Genomic DNA, 17,290 nt, shown 5'->3' with positions numbered 1-17,290 from the left:
CCTGAGAGGTTCGCCAGGAGTTCCCCAGGGGAACGCCGGCTTGCACCTTGGGTGGAGCTGTCGGACAGCCCGCTTTTCAGATCTGCCTCATCCACGCGGTACGGGGCCTGAGAGATTCAAGGGAGGAACTTGCTCCTTCGGCGCCCGGGCACGGCCTCACGGCCTGCCGGGACTCTCCCGCGCGGATTCAAGCGGCCGGTATGCAGTTGGTGTCCAGTTGGCGCACATCATTGCACGGGACGGGCGGAAGCGGGCAGGGGGGCCCGGAAGAACGCGTGCGGCCCCCGGCGGTCCCGCACGGCCCCGCGCGGCCCGGCAGGGTCCCAGGGGCCGGACGGCCCGCCCGGAACCGCCACGCCCGGATTACCGTCTCTTTACATTCAGCGGGCAGGGGGCCCTCGCGGCCCGACTCGGGGGGAGACGATCACGGTGCGGAGATCCGGAGTGGTGACCAGTGCCGGAGCGGTGGAGGCTGCGAGGGCCCGGCCCTTCGCCGCCCGGGCCGCCGGGACCGTCCGCGACCTGCGCGGATGCCCCGCCCGGGGCCCGCGGCGGCTGAGCTTCCCGGCCGGGGACATCGTGGTGGTGTCCGGGCTGCCGGGCGGCGGCAAGAGCACCCTGATCAAGCGGGCGGCGCCGGGCGGCGGCATCGATTCCCAGGACGTCCGCGAGCGCTGGGAGCGCCGGATGCCGAAGGCGCTGCCGTACGGGGCGTACCGGCCGCTGGTCCGCGCCGCCCACTACTGGACGCTCTGGCGCGAGCTGCGCTCCGGAGCCTCTCTGGTCGTCCACGACTGCGGCACCCAGCGGTGGGTCCGGGCCCTCCTGGCGGCCACCGCCCGACGCCGGGGCCGGCGCCTGCACCTGCTCCTGCTGGACGCCTCCCCGGAGGAGGCCCTCGCGGGCCAGGCCGCCCGCGGCCGCGGCGTCTCCTCGTACGCCTTCGCCCGCCACCGCGCGGCGGTGGGCCGCCTCCTGGCCGCCGCCGCCTCGGGCCGCTCCCCCCGGGGCTGCGCCACCACCACCCTCCTGGACCGCCCCACGGCGGCGGCCCTGACGGACATCACCTTCACCTGAACCGGCCCCGCCGGCGAGGGAGGCGCGGGGTCCGGGCGCAGCCCCGGGAGAGATAGCCTCGGGGCGACATCGGCGGGACCCACACGGAGGGCAGGGGTACATGCAGGGCAACGGCTGGCCGGCGAACGAGTTGGAGCAGGTGCTCGGGGCGGCCCTGGGGCAGCCGGACGCCGGCCCCCGCATCCTGGAGGTCCTCGGCCGCAGCCACGTCTGGGTCCCGCTCCCGCAGGGCGGCGGCCCCGACAGTGCCTCCCTCGACCTGCCCACGATGCTGATCGGCGGCGAGGCGTACGTCCCCGTCTACAGCTCGGAGGCCCAGTTCCGCTTCGCCGCCGGCCCCGCCATGGACTTCGCGGTAGCCCCCGCCGTCGAGTTCGCCCGCGGCCTGCCCCCGCAGCTCGGCATCGCCGTGAACCCCGAGGGCGCCGTCGGCGTCCCGCTGCCCCCCGCCGCCGTCGCCCAGCTCTGCCGCGCCGGGCGCAGCGAGCTCGACGGCCCCGCCACCGGCGCCCGGGTCCGGCTGTTCGAGCCCGACTGGCAGGACGACCCCGTCGACCTCCTCGCCGCCGCCGCCGAGGAGTTCCGTGCCACCGGGGTGGTCCGCGCCGCCCACCGCTGCCTGGCCAGCGTCGAGGGCAAGGCCCCCGAGCTCTACATCGGTGTCCAGCTGGCGGGATGGGACCCCGTCTCCCGGGCCGCCCCGCTGGAGGCGCTCGGCCGCGCGCTGGCCCGCGTACCGGCGCCCTGGCCGGTGCAGTTGATCCTGCTGGAGGCCGCGGAGGACCCGGTCACGGACTGGATTCGAGAGCGCGTGCGCCCCTTCTACCTGCCGTAGCGCCGCTTAAGCTGTTCCGGACGTGGAGACGACGGGCGGACGAAGACGAAGAGGGGTACCGGGTGAGTGCGTCAGGCACGGCCGCGGCCGGGCAGGTCGAGCACATGCTGCGCCAGGTGACTCCCGGGCGCTATGAGAGCTACGAGTCATTCCTGCACGCCCTCACCGAGGGCCGGCTGTGGATGCTGCTCTGGCAGGGGCAGCCGGGCTCTGCCGACGCCCAGTACGGCGGCATGGAGGTCGAGGGCCTCGGCTACGCCCCCTGCGTGACCTCCCCGCAGGAGCTGGCCGCCAGCGGCTGGAACCGCGGGTACGAGGTGGTCACCGGTCGGGACATCGCCCGCGCCCTCTACCCCGACCGCTGGGGCCTGTGGATCAACCCGCACGCCCAGGGCGGCGGCCTCGGCATCCCCTGGGCGGACCTGCGCCGGGTCGCGACCGGCCTGGAGCGGATGCCGGCCGGCCCGCTGCGGCTGTCCGAGCCCGCGCTGGAGCTCCCGCAGTTCTACGGGCTGCTGACCCAGCACGCCCACCGCACCCCCGCCGTCCGCTCGCTGCGCCGCGCCTGGGTGCAGCCCGCGCTGGGGTCGGCGTACCTCGCCGTCGGGCTCGACCTGTACGACGCCTCGGCGCCCGCCCTGGAATCCGTACGGGAGATGATGCGCCAGTCGGTCGGCGCGGTGCCCGAGGGCGTTCCGGTGTGCACGGTGGCGCTGGCGGACGAGCACGACCCCGTGGCCATGTGGCTGCGCGCGCAGACCCGGCCCTTCTACGACCGTGAGGGGCAGGCGGCCGCCTACTGAGGCCGCCGCCGGGCCCCGTACCCGTCTGTTACAGGGACATTTCAGGTACGTCCGCACCGTGAGACGGGCCGTCCGCGGTGACCTCGGGCCGTCGGGAGCACCTGCTCCCGGCGGCCTTCGTCTTGCCCGGATTTCACCCCCCATGGGCGTCCAATCTGCGGGAAACTCCGCAGAGTTGGGCCCCATGTCCGTTTGCGTACCGAACGGGCGGTGTTGCTCCGCTGAGCCGCGAGCACAGTCCGGATAACGGGAACCCACGCCTCAGATCACGGTTGCGCATCCTTTCATCTGCGGGTCTGGCGGCTGGTCGAGCGCCCGATGAAGACTCCCCACCCAAGAGCCGGTCAGTCCTCCAGGACCCGGTTCGGAAGTCTTCGCAATTCCCCCGCTCCACCCTGCACTTCCGGCACCTCACCCGGCGTTCCGCCGGGGTCCGAGCACACCGAGCGCCACTCCGCACCAACGCCGCCACAGCGGCGGGCATGGGCCGACCACCCGTCGGCCGAGAGGGGTCCCCACCACGATGACGGCACCACTGCACGACATGAGCGCGGAGACTCCCGCACCCGTGTCCGTAGCCGACGTCCCTGCCAAGGCCATCGAAGGCCGCTCTCCCGGACGCATCGCCTGGATGCGGCTGAAGCGCGACAAGGTCGCGCTGACCGGCGGTGTGGTCGTGATCTTCCTGATCCTGGTGGCGATCTTCGCGCCGCTGATCGTGAACCTGCTGGGCCATGACCCCAACGAGTTCCACGAGGACCTGATCGACCCCGATCTGGGCACACCGCTCGGCTCCTTCGGCGGCGTGAGCTCCGACTTCCTGCTGGGCGTCGAGCCGACCAACGGCCGCGACGTCTTCAGCCGGATCGTCTACGGCGCCCGCATCTCCCTGATCGTCGCCTTCCTGGCCGCCTTCGTCTCGGTGGTCCTCGGCAGCTTCCTCGGGGCCCTCGCCGGATTCATCGGCGGCTGGGTCGACGGCCTCATCAGCCGCGTCATGGACCTGCTGCTGGCCTTCCCGCAGCTGCTGTTCACCATCGCCCTGGTCTCCGTCGTCCCCAACTCCGTCTGGGGGTTCGAGGGTTCGGGCGTACGGATGGGCGTGCTCATCCTGGTCATCGGCTTCTTCGGCTGGCCGTACATCGGACGCATCGTCCGCGGCCAGACCATCTCCCTGCGGGAACGCGAGTACGTCGAGGCGGCGCGCAGCCTCGGGGCCGGCCGCGGCTACATCCTCGTCAAGGAACTGATGCCCAACCTGGTGGCGCCGATCCTCGTCTACACCACGCTGATCATCCCGACCAACATTCTGACGGAAGCGGCCCTCAGCTTCCTGGGCGCCGGCGTCAAGCCCCCCACCTCGTCCTGGGGAAAGATGCTCTCCGACGCCGTCCCCATCTACCAGGACGACCCCATGTACATGGTGGTCCCCGGTATGACGATCTTCATCACCGTCCTGGCGTTCAACCTCTTCGGGGACGGGCTGCGTGACGCACTCGACCCCAAGGGCAGCTGAACCGCTTCTTCGATTCATCCACCTATGGAGGTTGGACAACCGTGATCCGCAGAAAGCAGGCTCTCGCGATCACCGCCGTGATCGCCGCCCTGTCGCTGACCGCCGCGTGTGGGGGCGGCAGCGACACGTCGAACGACGGCAAGAGCGGTGACGCCGAGAGCGCCAAGGGCTACAGCGGCGCCGCCGAAGGCGTGATCAACGCCTCCGACGCCAAGGGCGGCGAGCTCAAGCTCTGGTCCCCCCAGGACGTCGACTACCTCGACCCGCAGCGCGCCTACTACGGCTTCGTCTGGGACCTCCAGCGCCTGTACGTCCGCAGCCTGCTCGCCTACGACGCGAAGCCCGGCAAGGACGGCACCAAGGCGGTCCCCGACCTCGCCGAGGCCCTGCCGGTCGTGACCAACGACGGCAAGACCTACACCCTGAAGCTCAAGGACGGGGTGAAGTTCGAGGACGGCACGCCGATCACCTCGAAGGACGTCAAGTACGGCATCGAGCGCGTCTTCGCGCAGGACGTGCTGTCGGGCGGCCCGACCTACCTGATCGACCTCCTCGACCAGGGTCAGAAGTACCCCGGCCCGTACAAGGACACCGACCCGGACAAGATGGGTCTGAAGTCCGTCCAGACGCCGGACGACAAGACGATCGTCTTCAACCTGGCGAGCGCCAACGCCGACTTCAGCTACCTGCTGGCCATGCCGACCTCCTCGCCCGTCCCGGCGGCCAAGGACACGGGCGCCACCTACACCAACAAGCCGCTCTCGACCGGCCCGTACAAGGTGGAGAGCTTCACCGCCGGCAAGGGCGCGACCTTCGTCCGCAACGAGAACTGGGACCCGAAGACGGACCCGATCCGCAAGGGCCTGCCGGACAAGGTCTCCTTCACGGTGACCACCAACCCGGACGACATGGACCAGCGCCTGCTCTCCGGTGACATCGACCTCGCGATCGACGGCACCGGTGTGCAGCAGGCCGCGAAGAACAAGATCCTCAAGGACGCGAACCTCAAGAAGAACGCGGACAACCCGTTCACGGGCTACATCCGCTACTTCGTCTTCCCGACCACGGTCGCGCCGTTCGACAACATCGAGTGCCGCAAGGCCGTCATCTACGCGGCCGACCCGAAGTCCCTGCAGACCGCCCGCGGCGGCCCGACCAGCGGTGACCTCGGCGCGAACATGCTGCCGCCCGGTGTCCCCGGCTCGGACAAGAACTACGACCCCTTCAACCTGACGAAGGGCAAGCCGCAGGAGGCCAAGGCCAAGGAGGCCCTCAAGGCGTGCGGTAAGCCGGACGGGTTCGAGACCACCATCGCGGTGCGCAACAACAAGGCGCCCGAGGTGAAGACCGCCGAGTCCCTCCAGGCGTCCCTCGCCAAGGTCGGCATCAAGGCGACGATCGACCAGTACGACGGCAAGCTCAACTCCTCCGTGATCGGTTCGCCCGAGAACGTGAAGAAGAAGAACTACGGCATCATCGTGATGGGCTGGGGCGCCGACTACAACTCCGGCTCGGGCTTCCTCCAGCCGCTGGTCGACGGCTCGTTCATCCTGCCGAACGGCAACAACAACTACTCGATGATCAACGACCCGGAGATCAACGGCCTCTTCAAGACGGCCGCCACCAAGACTCCGGAAGAGGCCGCGCCCTTCTACACCCAGATCAACCAGAAGGTCATGGAGAAGGCGCTCTACCTGCCGATCAACTTCGACAAGGCGCTCGTCTACCACAACCCGCGCCTGACGAACGTCTACTTCAACGAGTCCTTCGGCAAGATCGACCTCGCCACCGTGGGCATCAAGCAGTAACCCTTTCACCGCACATGCGCTAGTCCGAAGGGCAGGTGAAGGCCGCAGGCGGTGGCCGCCGTCCCCACGAGGGGCGGCGGCCACCCGCGCCGGGCGGCCGACTGCAGTGCTCGTCTACCTCATACGGCGGCTGTTCAACGTCGCCGCCACGCTGCTGGTGGTCTCCGTGGTCACCTTCGGCATCTTCTTCGCGGTCCCGAAGCTGACCGGCAGCGATCCCGCGCTCATGTACGCCGGACGCGAGACCAACGAGACCGCCCTGGCGGGCATCCGCGTGAAGATGGGCTTCGACAAGCCGATCTCCGAGCAGTACCTGCTCTTCGTCAAGGGAATCTTCGCCGGCCGCGACTACGACGGCGGCACGGGCGTCACGCACTGCGCGGCCCCGTGCTTCGGCTACTCCTTCAAGACCGAGGCGCCCGTCTGGGACACGATGATGGACCGCATCCCGGTCACCCTCTCGCTCGCCCTCGGCGCGGCGGTCATCTGGGTGATCGCGGGCGTGGCCACCGGCGTCATCTCGGCACTCAAACGCAGGACCGCCATCGACCGCACGGTGATGGTCGGCGCGCTGGCCGGCGTCTCCCTGCCGATCTTCTTCACCGGCATGGTCGCCCCCGCGATCTTCGTCTACAGCCTCGGCTGGCTGAAGGTCTCCAACTACCGCCCCCTGACCGAGGATCCGCTGGCCTGGCTTAACAGCCTGATCCTGCCCTGGGTCACCCTCGCCTTCCTCTTCGCCGCGACCTACGCCCGTATCACCCGGGCCACCATGCTCGAAGTCCTCGGCGAGGACTACATCCGCACCGCCCGCGCCAAGGGCCTCAAGGAGGGCGTGGTCATCCGCAAGCACGCCCTGCGCTCCACGCTCACCCCGGTCGTCACCATGTTCGGCCTGGACCTCGGCGGCCTCCTCGGCGGCGCGGTGCTCACCGAGACCACGTTCAACTTCCAGGGCCTGGGGACGGCGGCCGTGGCCGCCATCAGCCAGGGCGACCTGCCCGTGATCATGGGCGTCACCCTGCTGGCCGCGCTCTTCGTGGTACTGGCCAACCTGATCGTGGACCTGCTGTACGCCGTCATCGACCCGCGCGTGAGGCTGACGTGACCGAGAACCAGAACAACGGCGCGCCCGCCTTCGTGCCCGAGCAGGCGGGCCCGCGCGACGGGGCCCCCTTCCTGTCCGTGCGCGACCTGAAGGTGCACTTCCCCACCGACGACGGGCTCGTGAAGTCCGTCGACGGCCTCTCCTTCGACCTCGAACGCGGCAAGACCCTCGGCATCGTGGGCGAGTCCGGCTCCGGCAAGTCCGTTACCTCGCTGGCCATCATGGGCCTGCACCGCACGGGCAACGCCCGCAGCCGCCCGCACATCTCGGGCGAGGTCGTCCTGGACGGCGAGGAGCTCGTCAGCGCCGACGCCGACCACGTCCGGCGGCTGCGCGGCCGCAAGATGGCGATGGTCTTCCAGGACCCGCTGTCCGCGATGCACCCGTACTACTCGGTGGGCAAGCAGATCATCGAGGCGTACCGGACCCACCACGACGTCGACAAGAAGACGGCCCGCACCCGGGCCGTGGAGATGCTCGACCGGGTCGGCATCCCCGAGCCCCACCAGCGCGTGGACGCCTACCCCCACGAGTTCTCCGGCGGTATGCGCCAGCGCGCGATGATCGCGATGGCCCTGGTCAACAACCCCGAACTGCTCATCGCTGACGAGCCGACCACCGCCCTGGACGTCACCGTCCAGGCGCAGATCCTCGACCTGATCCGCGACCTGCAGAAGGAGTTCGGCTCCGCGGTCATCATGATCACGCACGATCTCGGTGTGGTCGCCGAGATGGCCGACGACCTCCTCGTGATGTACGGCGGCCGCTGCGTGGAGCGGGGCTCCGCCGAGAAGGTCTTCTACGAGCCCCGGCACCCCTACACCTGGGGCCTGCTCGGCTCCATGCCGCGCATCGACCGCGACCAGACCGACCGGCTCATCCCGGTCAAGGGCTCGCCGCCCAGCCTCATCAACATCCCGAGCGGCTGCGCCTTCAACCCCCGGTGCCCCTACGCCGACGTGCCCAAGGGCGGCATCACCCGCACCCAGCGGCCCGAGCTGACCGAGGACGGCGGCGGGCACTGGTCCGCCTGCCACATGTCGCAGGAGGAGCGGACCCGGATCTGGACCGAAGAGATTGCGCCGAAGCTGTGACCGACATGAACAAGGACGCCGCCACGGGCTCCGCGAAGGAATCCGCGAGCGCGAAGGACTCCGTGAACGCGAAGGACTCCGCGAGCGCGCAGGACGGGGCGCAGACGCTCCTGAAGGTGACCGGGCTGGTCAAGCACTTCCCCATCAACAAGGGGCTGCTGCGCCGGCAGACCGGGGCCGTCAAGGCCGTCGACGGCATCGACTTCGAGGTCCGGCGCGGTGAGACCCTCGGCGTCGTCGGCGAGTCCGGCTGCGGCAAGTCGACGATGGGCCGCCTCATCACCCGCCTGCTGGAGCCGTCCGGCGGCCGCATCGAGTTCGAGGGCCAGGACATCACGCACCTGGGCGTCCAGCAGATGCGCCCGCTCCGCCGCGACATCCAGATGATCTTCCAAGACCCGTACGGCTCCCTGAACCCGCGCCACACGGTCGGCGGGATCGTCTCGGCCCCCTTCCGGCTCCAGGGCGTCACCCCGGAGGGCGGGGTCAAGGCGGAGGTCCAGCGCCTGCTGTCCGTGGTCGGGCTCAACCCGGAGCACTACAACCGCTACCCGCACGAGTTCTCGGGCGGCCAGCGCCAGCGCATCGGCATCGCCCGCGCCCTGGCCCTCAACCCCAAGCTCGTCGTCGCGGACGAGCCGGTCTCGGCCCTGGACGTGTCGATCCAGGCCCAGGTGGTCAACCTGCTGGACGACCTCCAGCAGGAGCTCGGCCTCACGTACGTGATCATCGCGCACGACCTGTCGGTCATCCGTCACGTCTCGGACCGCATCGCGGTGATGTACCTGGGCAAGATCGTGGAGCTGGCCGACCGCAAGTCCCTGTACGAGTCCCCGATGCACCCGTACACCACCGCCCTGCTGTCCGCCGTCCCCGTCCCGGACCCCAGGCGGCGCGGGGTCAAGAGCGGGCGCATCCTGCTCAAGGGCGACGTCCCCTCGCCGATCTCCCCGCCGTCCGGCTGCCGTTTCCACACCCGCTGCTGGAAGGCCACGGAGGTCTGCAAGACGCAGGACCCGCCGCTGGTCGCCCTCAAGACGGGCCACCAGGTCGCCTGCCACCACCCGGAGAACGCCCCGGACCAGGCCCCGGCCGAGTCCAGCCCCGCCGGCGTGTGAGCCCGGGGCCCCGCCGACCGCCCGCGGGCGGTCGGCGGGGCCTGCCGCCCGGGCGACAATGAGACGTGCTCCACGATCTCTTCCCGCCCGGCATCCAGCACGCCCTGGACCTCGCGGGCATCTTCGTCTTCGCCCTGGCCGGCGCCCTCCTCGCCGTCCGCAAGAACTTCGACGTCTTCGGCATCGCCGTGCTCGCCCTCGTCACCGCCCTCGGCGGCGGCCTCTTCCGCGACCTGTGCATCGGCGCCGTCCCGCCCGCGGCCTTCAGCGAGCTCAGCTTCTTCGTGACGCCCCTGCTGGCCGCCGCGCTGGTCTTCTTCCTGCACCCCGAGGTCCAGCGCATCAACCGGGCCATCAACGTCTGCGACGCCGCCGGACTCGGCCTGTTCTGCGTGTCGGGCACCACCAAGGCGTACGAGTACGGCCTCGGCCTGACCTCCTCCGCCGCCCTGGGCGTGGCGACGGCCGTCGGCGGCGGCGTCCTGCGCGACGTCATCGCCAACGAGGTCCCCTCGCTCCTGCGCGACCGCGAGATGTACGCCGTCCCCGCCGTGGTCGGCGCCTCGATGGTGGCCCTGTTCATCAGCTTCGACCTGCTGAACCCGCTGACCAGCGCCCTGGCGACGGTCACCACCTTCGTCCTGCGCATCCTGGCGATGCAGTTTCACTGGCGGGCTCCGCTGGCCTGGAACCGCCGCTCCTCGGTGGCCGAAGAACCCTAGTTCTCGCCCCGGAAAAGCTACCGCTTAGTAGCTTCCGCGTGTACCGTCGATGCCATGTCACACGCAGCGGCCAAGGCATCCATCGGCGACAGCGAGTTCGACCGCGACACCACCATCACGCCCCGCGCGGGCGAGCCCGGGGTGTACGACGCGGAGCTCTCCGCCGGCTGGACGATCATCACCGCCGTCAACGGCGGCTATCTGCTGGCCCTGGTCGGCCGGGCCCTGTCGGCGGCCCTGCCGCACCCGGACCCCTTCTCCGTCTCGGCCCACTACCTCACCTCCTCCGTGCCCGGCCCCGCCGTGATCCGCACCCAGGTGGTCAGGAGCGGGCGCACCCTCTCCACCGGCCAGGCGTCGCTGTTCCAGTTCGACGAGAACGGCGCCGAGGTCGAGCGCATCCGCGTCCTGGCCTCGTACGGGGACCTCTCCGCGCTCCCCGACAGCGTGCACACGGTGGCCCGGCCGCCGGTCATGCCGCCCTACGAGGAGTGCCTCGGCCCCGAGGCCGGGCCGGCCCCGATCCCGGGCAGCAGCGCCATCGTGGACCGGCTCCGGCTGCGGCTGGACCCGGCGACGGCGGGCTGGGCCGTCGGGGCGCCCTCGGGCAAGGGTGAGATGCGGGCCTGGTTCGAGCTGGCCGACGGCCGCGACGCGGACCCGCTGTCCCTGCTGCTCGCGGTGGACGCCCTTCCCCCGACCTCCTTCGACCTCGGGCTGCTGGGCTGGACCCCGACGGTGGAGCTCACCACCCATGTCCGCCACCGCCCGGCCCCGGGCCCCCTCCGCGTCGGCATCGTCACCCGCAACCTCGCGGGCGGCTTCCTGGAGGAGGACGCGGAGGTCTGGGACTCGACGGACCGCCTGGTAGCCCAGTCCCGCCAACTGGCCCGCGCCCCCCGCTGACCCACCGGCCGGGCCCGGCCCGCCCGCGCCTCCCCGGGCCGCGCCCGCCGAGCCGGGCCGGAACCGTGCCTGCCAGAGCTGCGCCCGCCGCGCCGGGACCGCGCCCGCCCGGTCTGGTCCGCTGGGCCGGGACCGTGCCCGCTTGGTCCGGCCCGCCGGGTTGGGGCTGTGCCCGCCCGGTCTGGTCCGCCGGGTTGGGACCGTGCCCGCCTGGTCTGGTCCGCCGGGTTGGGACCGTGCCCGCCTGGTCTGGTCCGCCGGGTTGGGACCGTGCCCGCCTGGTCCGGCCCGCCGGGTTGGGACCGTGCCCGCCCGGTCTGGTCCGCCGGGTCGGGACAGCGCCCGCCCGGTCCGGCCCGTTTCCCCGGGCCCGCGCCTGCACGGTCCGGCCCGCCGGGTCGGGACCGCGCCCGCCCGGTCCGGTCCGCCGCGTCGGGACCGCGCCTGCACGGTCCGCACCCGCCGGGTCGCGGCCGCGCCCGCCAGGTCCGGCCCGCGCCCGCCCGGTCTGGCCGGCGGTGGTCCCAGACCCAACCCGCCGGGCCCCGTCCGGGGGCCGTCCGCCCGGTCGCCGTGCGGCCCGGGGGGCCGGGTGAGCCTACCCGGGCGGGGCCCGGTGGGGTGGGGGGCTCGTAGAATCGCAACATCATGGCCTACCTCGACCACGCCTCGACCACGCCGATGCTGCCGGAAGCCGTCGCGGCGATGACCGCGCAGTTCGCCGCCACCGGTAACGCCTCCTCCCTGCACGCCGCCGGCCGCCGCGCCCGCCGTACCGTCGAGGAGGCCCGCGAGGCCCTCGCCGAAGCGCTCGGCGCCCGCCCCAGCGAGGTGGTCTTCACCGCGGGCGGCACCGAGGCCGACAACCTCGCCGTCAAGGGCCTCTACTGGGCCCGGCGCGACGCCGACCCGGCCCGTACCCGCATCCTCGCCAGCCCCGTCGAGCACCACGCCGTCCTCGACGCCGTGCACTGGCTCGCCGAGCACGAAGGCGCCGACGTCGAGTACCTCCCCGTCGACCCCCACGGCCGCGTCCGCCCCGAGGTGTTCCGGGAGGCCGTAGAGCGCAACCCCGACGACATCGCCCTGGCCACCGTCATGTGGGCCAACAACGAGATCGGCACCGTCATGCCGGTCCGCGAGCTGGCCGCCGTCGCCCGCGAGCACGGCGTCCCGCTGCACTCGGACGCCGTCCAGGCCGTCGGACAGCTCGACGTCCGCTTCGGCGACAGCGGCCTCGCCGCGATGACCGTCAGCGGCCACAAGATCGGCGGCCCCTACGGCATCGGCGCTCTCCTCCTCGGCCGCGACCAGACCCCCGTCCCCGTCCTGCACGGCGGCGGCCAGGAGCGGCACGTCCGCTCCGGGACCCTCGACGTCCCGGCCGTGGCCGCCTTCGCGGTGGCGGCCGTCCTCGCCGCCGAGCGGCGCGAGCGGTTCGCCGCCGAGGTCGGCGCGCTGCGCGACGAGCTGATCGGCGCCGTCCTGGCGGCCGTCCCCGACGCCGTCCTCGGCGGCGACCCCGAGGACCGGCTCCCGGCCAACGCCCACTTCAGCTTCCCCGGCTGCGAGGGGGACTCCCTGCTGCTGCTCCTGGACGCGCAGGGCATCGAATGCTCGACCGGCTCCGCCTGCACCGCCGGCGTCGCCCAGCCCAGCCACGTCCTCCTCGCGACCGGCACCGACCCCCAGCTGGCCCGCGGCACCCTGCGCTTCTCCCTCGGGCACACCTCGACCCGTCAGGACGTCGCGGCGGTGGCGGCGGCCATCGGCCCGGCCGTGGCCCGCGCCCGCACGGCCGGCCTCAGCTAGGGGCCGTCCTGGCGAGCTCCTCGCGGACCTGGCGCAGGTAGCGGTCCCAGTCCCAGTGCGGTCCCGGGTCGGTGTGGTCGGCGCCCGGGACCTCCGAGTGCCCCAGCAGGTGCTTGCGGTCCACCGGTATGCCGTACCTCCGGCAGACATCCGCCGCGAGCCGCGCCGACGCCGCGTACAGGGCGTCGGTGAAGTCCTGCGGACGGTCGACGAAGCCCTCGTGCTCGATGCCGACGCTGCGCTCGTTCATCGACCGGTTCCCGGCGTGGAAGGCGACGTCCAGCTCGCGCACCATCTGCTCCACATGTCCGTCCTGGCGGACTATGTAGTGCGCCGACGCCTTGTGGAACGGGTTCTTGAACGCGTCCACCGACGAGGCGAAGTCCCCTTGCGTGACATGCACGACGATCCGGTCCACCCGGTAGTCGTCCGGCCGGTCCGCCATCCGCCAGTTCGCCGGCGAGGCCGCCGTCCAGCTCACCCCCGCGTGGTCCACCGCCCCCTCCTGGCGCGGCTTGCTCACACCCGGCAGCAGCCACCAGGCCCGCCGGATCTCCTCCCGCCCCGCCAGCGCCCCCACCGCGAGCACCCCGAGCCCGCCGAACAGCACCGCCCGCCGGGTCCGCCCCCCGCCCCTGCCCTTCGCGCCCTTCGTGGCCTTCTCGGCTTTCCCGGCCCTCTCGGTCATGTGATCCACCCCCCACCGCTCACAACGCGCCGTGACCGCGCGCGGTTCCCCGTACCCTGGAAGACGCTATGACTGAGAACCTGCCGCGCACCGCCCGCCCCCTCCGCGTCCTCGCCGCCATGTCCGGCGGTGTGGACTCCGCCGTCGCCGCCGCGCGCGCGGTCGAGGCCGGGCACGACGTCACGGGCGTCCACCTGGCGCTCTCCGCGAACCCGCAGTCCTTCCGGACCGGCGCCCGCGGCTGCTGCACCATCGAGGACTCCCGCGACGCCCGCCGCGCCGCGGACGTCATCGGCATCCCCTTCTACTGCTGGGACCTCGCCGAACGCTTCCGAGAGGACGTCGTCGAGGACTTCGTCGCCGAGTACGAGGCCGGGCGCACCCCGAACCCCTGCCTGCGCTGCAACGAGAAGATCAAGTTCGCGGCGCTCCTCGACAAGGCCCTCGCCCTCGGCTTCGACGCCGTCTGCACGGGCCACTACGCGACGATCGTGGAGAAGGAGGACGGCACGCGCGAGATGCACCGCGCCTCCGACATGGCCAAGGACCAGTCCTACGTCCTCGGCGTCCTCGACGAGAAGCAGCTGGCCCACGCCCTCTTCCCGCTGGGCGACACGGTCACCACCAAGGACGAGATCCGCGCCGAGGCCGAGCGCCGCGGCCTGGCCGTGGCCAAGAAGCCCGACAGCCACGACATCTGCTTCATCGCCGACGGCGACACCCAGGGCTTCCTCGCCCAGCGCCTGGGCAAGGCCGAGGGCGACATCGTCGACGAGGCGACCGGCGAGAAGGTCGGCACCCACGACGGGGCCTACGGCTTCACCATCGGCCAGCGCAAGGGCCTGCGCATCGGCCACCCCGCCCCCGACGGCAAGCCCCGCTACGTCCTCGACATCTCGCCGGTGAACAACACCGTCACCGTCGGCCCCGCCGAGGCCCTCGACGTCACCGCCCTCACCGCGATCCGCCCCCGCTGGTGCGGCTCCACCCCCGCCCCCGCGGGCACCTACACCGCCCAGCTGCGCGCGCACGGCGGCGAGACCGAGGTGTTCGCCGAGGTCGTCGACGGGGAGCTGCGCGTCCGCTTCACCGAGCCGGTCCGCGGCGTGGCCCCCGGCCAGGCGATCGTGCTCTACGACGGCACCCGCGTGGTCGGCTCCGCCACCATCGCCACGACCACCCGGGCCACCGCCGCCGTCCGCTAGGAAGCCGGCTCAGGCCACCGTCAGGACGATCTTGCCGGTGGTCCGGCCCCGCTCGCCGGTCTCGTGGGCCTTCGCGGCCTGCTCCAGCGGCAGCACCGTCTCGACCAGCGGCCTGAGCAGACCCCGGTCCGCCAGGGCGGCGATCTCCTCCAGCCCCTTGCGGTCCGGCTCCACCAGGGTCCAGGCCGCGTACACCCCGCGCTCGGCCGCCCCCGCCGGGACGTCGTCCGGGCCGGGCAGCGTCACCAGGCGCCCGCCCGGCTTCAGCAGCTCCAGCGACCGCCGCGCGACCTCCCCGCCCAGGGCGTCGAGCACCACGTCCACCTCGGCGACGGCCTCCGTGAAGTCCTGCGCCCGGTAGTCGATCACCTCGTCGGCGCCCAGTTCGCGCAGCAGCCCGTGCTTGGCCGCGCTGGCGGTGCCGATCACGTACGCCCCGCGCGCCTTGGCGATCTGGACGGCCAGGTGGCCGACGCCGCCGGCCGCCGCGTGGACCAGCACCCGCTCGCCCGGCCGCACGTCCGCGGCGTCGACCAGTGCCTGCCAGGCCGTCAGCGCCGCCAGCGGCAGGGCGGCCGCCTGGACGTGGTCCAGCGAGGCCGGCTTGCGGGCGAAGTGCCGGGCCGGCGCGGCCACGTACTCGGCGTACCCGCCCGCCTGGCGGGGGAAGTGCGGCATGCCGTACACCTCGTCGCCCGGCCGGTACAGCGTCACGCCGGGGCCCACGGCCTCGACGGTGCCGGACACGTCCCAGCCGACGGCCGGCACCTCGCCCCAGGTGATCAGGGCCCCGCCGGCCCGGGTCTTCCAGTCGACCGGGTTGACGCCGGCCGCGTGGACCCGCACCAGGATCTCGCCCAGCCCGGGCTCCGGGCGGTCGATCTCCCGCTCCACCAGGGTCTCGGGGCCGCCCCATCCGTTCACGACGATCGCGCGCATGTTCCTCTTCCTCATCCATCTGACCGGGTCGCCGGCCGGGCACTCCCCGGCGGCAGGTCCCACACTCGGCCCTCCCCGGACCGCATGGTGTTGGCCGGATGGCCATGGTGTGACAGGATCTGGCCATGGGCAGTGAACGGACGACAGCGGCCGCCGCAGACGACGAGGGCCGGGTCCGCCACCGGGTGGCGGTGCTCGCCCTGCCGGGCGTGCCCCCCTTCGAGCTGGGCATCCCCTCCCGGGTCTTCGGCAGCGCCGTGGACGCGTCGGGGCGGCCCCTGTACGAGGTCACCGTCTGTACCGCCGACGGCGGCCCCGTCCTCAGCGACGCCGGGTTCACCGTCCAGCCCGCCGCCGGGCCCGAGGCGCTCGCCACCGCCGACACCGTGATCATCCCGCCCACCCACGCCATGCCCGAGCTGGGCCAGGGCGGCCCCCTGCCCCCCGAGGTCGGCGCGGCCATCGCCGGGATCCGCCCCGGCACCCGCCTGGTGTCCATCTGCTCCGGCTCCTACGTGCTCGCCGCCGCCGGGCTCCTCGACGGCCGGCCCGCCACCACGCACTGGAACCTGGCCCCCGAGTTCCGCCGGGCCTACCCGCGCGTCCAGGTCGACGAGGAGGTCCTCTTCGTGGACGACGGCGACGTCCTGACCTCCGCCGGCGTCGCCGCCGGGGTCGACCTGTGCCTGCACCTGATCCGCCGCGACCACGGGGCGGCCGTCGCCAACCGGGCCGCCCGCATCTGCGTCGTCCCGCCCTGGCGCGACGGCGGGCAGGCCCAGTACATCGACCGCCCCGTCCCCGCCCCGACCGTCGCCACCACCACCGCCACCCGCGCCTGGGCCCTGGAGCGGCTCGCCGAGCCGATCACCCTCGGCGAACTCGCCGCCCACGCGCGGATGAGCCTGCGCACCTTCACCCGCCGCTTCCGCGACGAGGTCGGCATGACCCCCGTCCAGTGGCTCACCGCGCAGCGGCTTGAACTGGCCCGGGACCTGCTGGAGTCCAGCGACCTGCCCGTCGACCTGGTCGCGCACCGCGCGGGCTTCGGCTCGGCCAACTCGCTGCGCCAGCACATGCGCGCGTCCCTCGGCGTCTCCCCGATCGCCTACCGCCGCACCTTCGGCTCCGCCGCCCCGGCCCCGCAGCCGACCACTGCCATGACCTCCGGGGTAATCGCGCCCGCCCCGCCCGCCCTGCGAGGCTGAGCCCGTCAAGCCGTCAGGAAAAGGAACGGGGAGCCAGACATGACCGCGTACGCCATCGGCCACATACGTCCCGGGACGATGAACGAGGAGATCCTCCACTACATCGAGACGATCCAGTCCACGATGGACCCCTTTGGCGGCCGCTTCCTCGTCCACGGCAACCCCGTCGAGGTACTGGAGGGATCCTTCCCCGGCGACCTGGTGATCATCGCCTTCCCGGACCTCGACCGCGCCCGCGCCTGGTACGCGTCCCCCGCCTACCAGGAGCTCATCCCCCTGCGCACCCGCCACATCCCCGGCGACATCCTCCTCGTGGACGGAGTCCCGATGGACTACGACGCCACGAGGACCGCCGCCGCGCTCCGCGCGTCCGCCGGGCTCTGAGGGTCCCGGGGCCGGCCCCTCCCGAGGTGGCGGGGCCGGTCCCGGCCGGCGGATGCGAGCATGGGCC

Annotated in this window: 16 protein-coding genes and 1 riboswitch; of the genes, 14 read left to right on the top strand and 2 right to left on the bottom strand. The window is 72.5% G+C overall.

What is annotated here, in order from left to right:
• Positions 1-86 precede the first annotated feature (86 nt).
• A riboswitch (glycine riboswitch) is annotated at positions 87-190 on the bottom strand.
• 275 nt (positions 191-465) lie between these two features.
• The 11 genes from ABZ716_RS01130 to ABZ716_RS01080 all read left to right on the top strand — a co-directional run bounded on the left by ABZ716_RS01130 (position 466) and on the right by ABZ716_RS01080 (position 12,799).
• Entirely contained in the window at positions 466-1,077 is a 612-nt protein-coding gene (locus ABZ716_RS01130) for an AAA family ATPase (protein WP_358955863.1), read from the top strand.
• A gap of 100 nt (positions 1,078-1,177) precedes the next feature.
• Positions 1,178-1,912 carry an enhanced serine sensitivity protein SseB gene (locus ABZ716_RS01125; RefSeq protein WP_358955569.1) on the top strand — a complete coding sequence of 245 codons (735 nt, stop codon included), beginning with the start codon at positions 1,178-1,180 and terminating at the stop codon, positions 1,910-1,912.
• Positions 1,913-1,974: 62 nt separating this feature from the next.
• Positions 1,975-2,715 carry an enhanced serine sensitivity protein SseB C-terminal domain-containing protein gene (locus ABZ716_RS01120; protein WP_358813791.1) on the top strand — a complete coding sequence of 247 codons (741 nt, stop codon included), beginning with the start codon at positions 1,975-1,977 and terminating at the stop codon, positions 2,713-2,715.
• Between the two features lie 523 nt (positions 2,716-3,238).
• Positions 3,239-4,231: an ABC transporter permease gene (locus ABZ716_RS01115; protein ID WP_351878832.1), complete on the top strand. Its 993-nt coding sequence runs from the start codon at positions 3,239-3,241 to the stop codon at positions 4,229-4,231.
• Between the two features lie 41 nt (positions 4,232-4,272).
• Entirely contained in the window at positions 4,273-6,039 is a 1,767-nt protein-coding gene (locus tag ABZ716_RS01110) for an ABC transporter substrate-binding protein (RefSeq protein ID WP_351878829.1), read from the top strand.
• Between the two features lie 106 nt (positions 6,040-6,145).
• Positions 6,146-7,147, top strand: coding sequence for an ABC transporter permease (locus ABZ716_RS01105; RefSeq protein ID WP_358813789.1), 1,002 nt, complete (start codon positions 6,146-6,148; stop codon positions 7,145-7,147).
• 32 nt (positions 7,148-7,179) lie between these two features.
• A complete protein-coding gene (locus tag ABZ716_RS01100) occupies positions 7,180-8,241 on the top strand; it encodes an ABC transporter ATP-binding protein (RefSeq protein WP_351879473.1) in 1,062 nt (353 codons plus the stop codon).
• A gap of 5 nt (positions 8,242-8,246) precedes the next feature.
• Positions 8,247-9,359 (top strand): dipeptide ABC transporter ATP-binding protein, encoded by a 1,113-nt coding sequence (locus ABZ716_RS01095; protein WP_358955860.1) that lies wholly within the window; start codon positions 8,247-8,249, stop codon positions 9,357-9,359.
• A gap of 65 nt (positions 9,360-9,424) precedes the next feature.
• A complete protein-coding gene (locus ABZ716_RS01090) occupies positions 9,425-10,081 on the top strand; it encodes a trimeric intracellular cation channel family protein (RefSeq protein ID WP_358813787.1) in 657 nt (218 codons plus the stop codon).
• Between the two features lie 54 nt (positions 10,082-10,135).
• Positions 10,136-10,987: a thioesterase family protein gene (locus tag ABZ716_RS01085; protein ID WP_358813785.1), complete on the top strand. Its 852-nt coding sequence runs from the start codon at positions 10,136-10,138 to the stop codon at positions 10,985-10,987.
• A 648-nt stretch (positions 10,988-11,635) separates the two neighbouring features.
• Positions 11,636-12,799, top strand: a complete 1,164-nt coding sequence (locus ABZ716_RS01080) for a cysteine desulfurase family protein (RefSeq protein ID WP_358955565.1) — start codon at positions 11,636-11,638, stop codon at positions 12,797-12,799.
• On the opposite strand, the gene ABZ716_RS01075 is transcribed toward ABZ716_RS01080, so the two are convergent.
• Entirely contained in the window at positions 12,792-13,487 is a 696-nt protein-coding gene (locus ABZ716_RS01075) for an N-acetylmuramoyl-L-alanine amidase (protein ID WP_358813783.1), read from the bottom strand. The genes ABZ716_RS01080 and ABZ716_RS01075 overlap by 8 nt on opposite strands.
• Positions 13,488-13,555: 68 nt before the next feature.
• Between ABZ716_RS01075 and mnmA the strand changes: the two genes are divergently transcribed.
• Entirely contained in the window at positions 13,556-14,692 is a 1,137-nt protein-coding gene (gene mnmA / locus ABZ716_RS01070; RefSeq protein ID WP_358813782.1) for a tRNA 2-thiouridine(34) synthase MnmA, read from the top strand.
• A gap of 9 nt (positions 14,693-14,701) precedes the next feature.
• Here mnmA and ABZ716_RS01065 read toward each other — a convergent pair whose 3' ends face one another.
• Positions 14,702-15,631 carry an NADP-dependent oxidoreductase gene (locus ABZ716_RS01065; RefSeq protein WP_358813781.1) on the bottom strand — a complete coding sequence of 310 codons (930 nt, stop codon included), beginning with the start codon at positions 15,629-15,631 and terminating at the stop codon, positions 14,702-14,704.
• 125 nt (positions 15,632-15,756) lie between these two features.
• Between ABZ716_RS01065 and ABZ716_RS01060 the strand changes: the two genes are divergently transcribed.
• Both ABZ716_RS01060 and ABZ716_RS01055 read left to right on the top strand, forming a co-directional pair.
• Positions 15,757-16,839 (top strand): helix-turn-helix domain-containing protein, encoded by a 1,083-nt coding sequence (locus tag ABZ716_RS01060; protein WP_358955562.1) that lies wholly within the window; start codon positions 15,757-15,759, stop codon positions 16,837-16,839.
• A 39-nt stretch (positions 16,840-16,878) separates the two neighbouring features.
• Positions 16,879-17,223 carry a DUF1330 domain-containing protein gene (locus ABZ716_RS01055; protein WP_358813779.1) on the top strand — a complete coding sequence of 115 codons (345 nt, stop codon included), beginning with the start codon at positions 16,879-16,881 and terminating at the stop codon, positions 17,221-17,223.
• The last annotated feature ends 67 nt before the right edge of the window (positions 17,224-17,290 follow it).

The sequence above is a fragment of the Streptomyces sp. NPDC006687 genome (assembly GCF_040636215.1).
Taxonomy (GTDB): Bacteria; Actinomycetota; Actinomycetes; order Streptomycetales; family Streptomycetaceae; genus Streptomyces.
The sequence above is the reverse complement of the archived record's forward strand: the minus strand, read 5'-3'. Positions and strand labels throughout refer to the sequence as shown.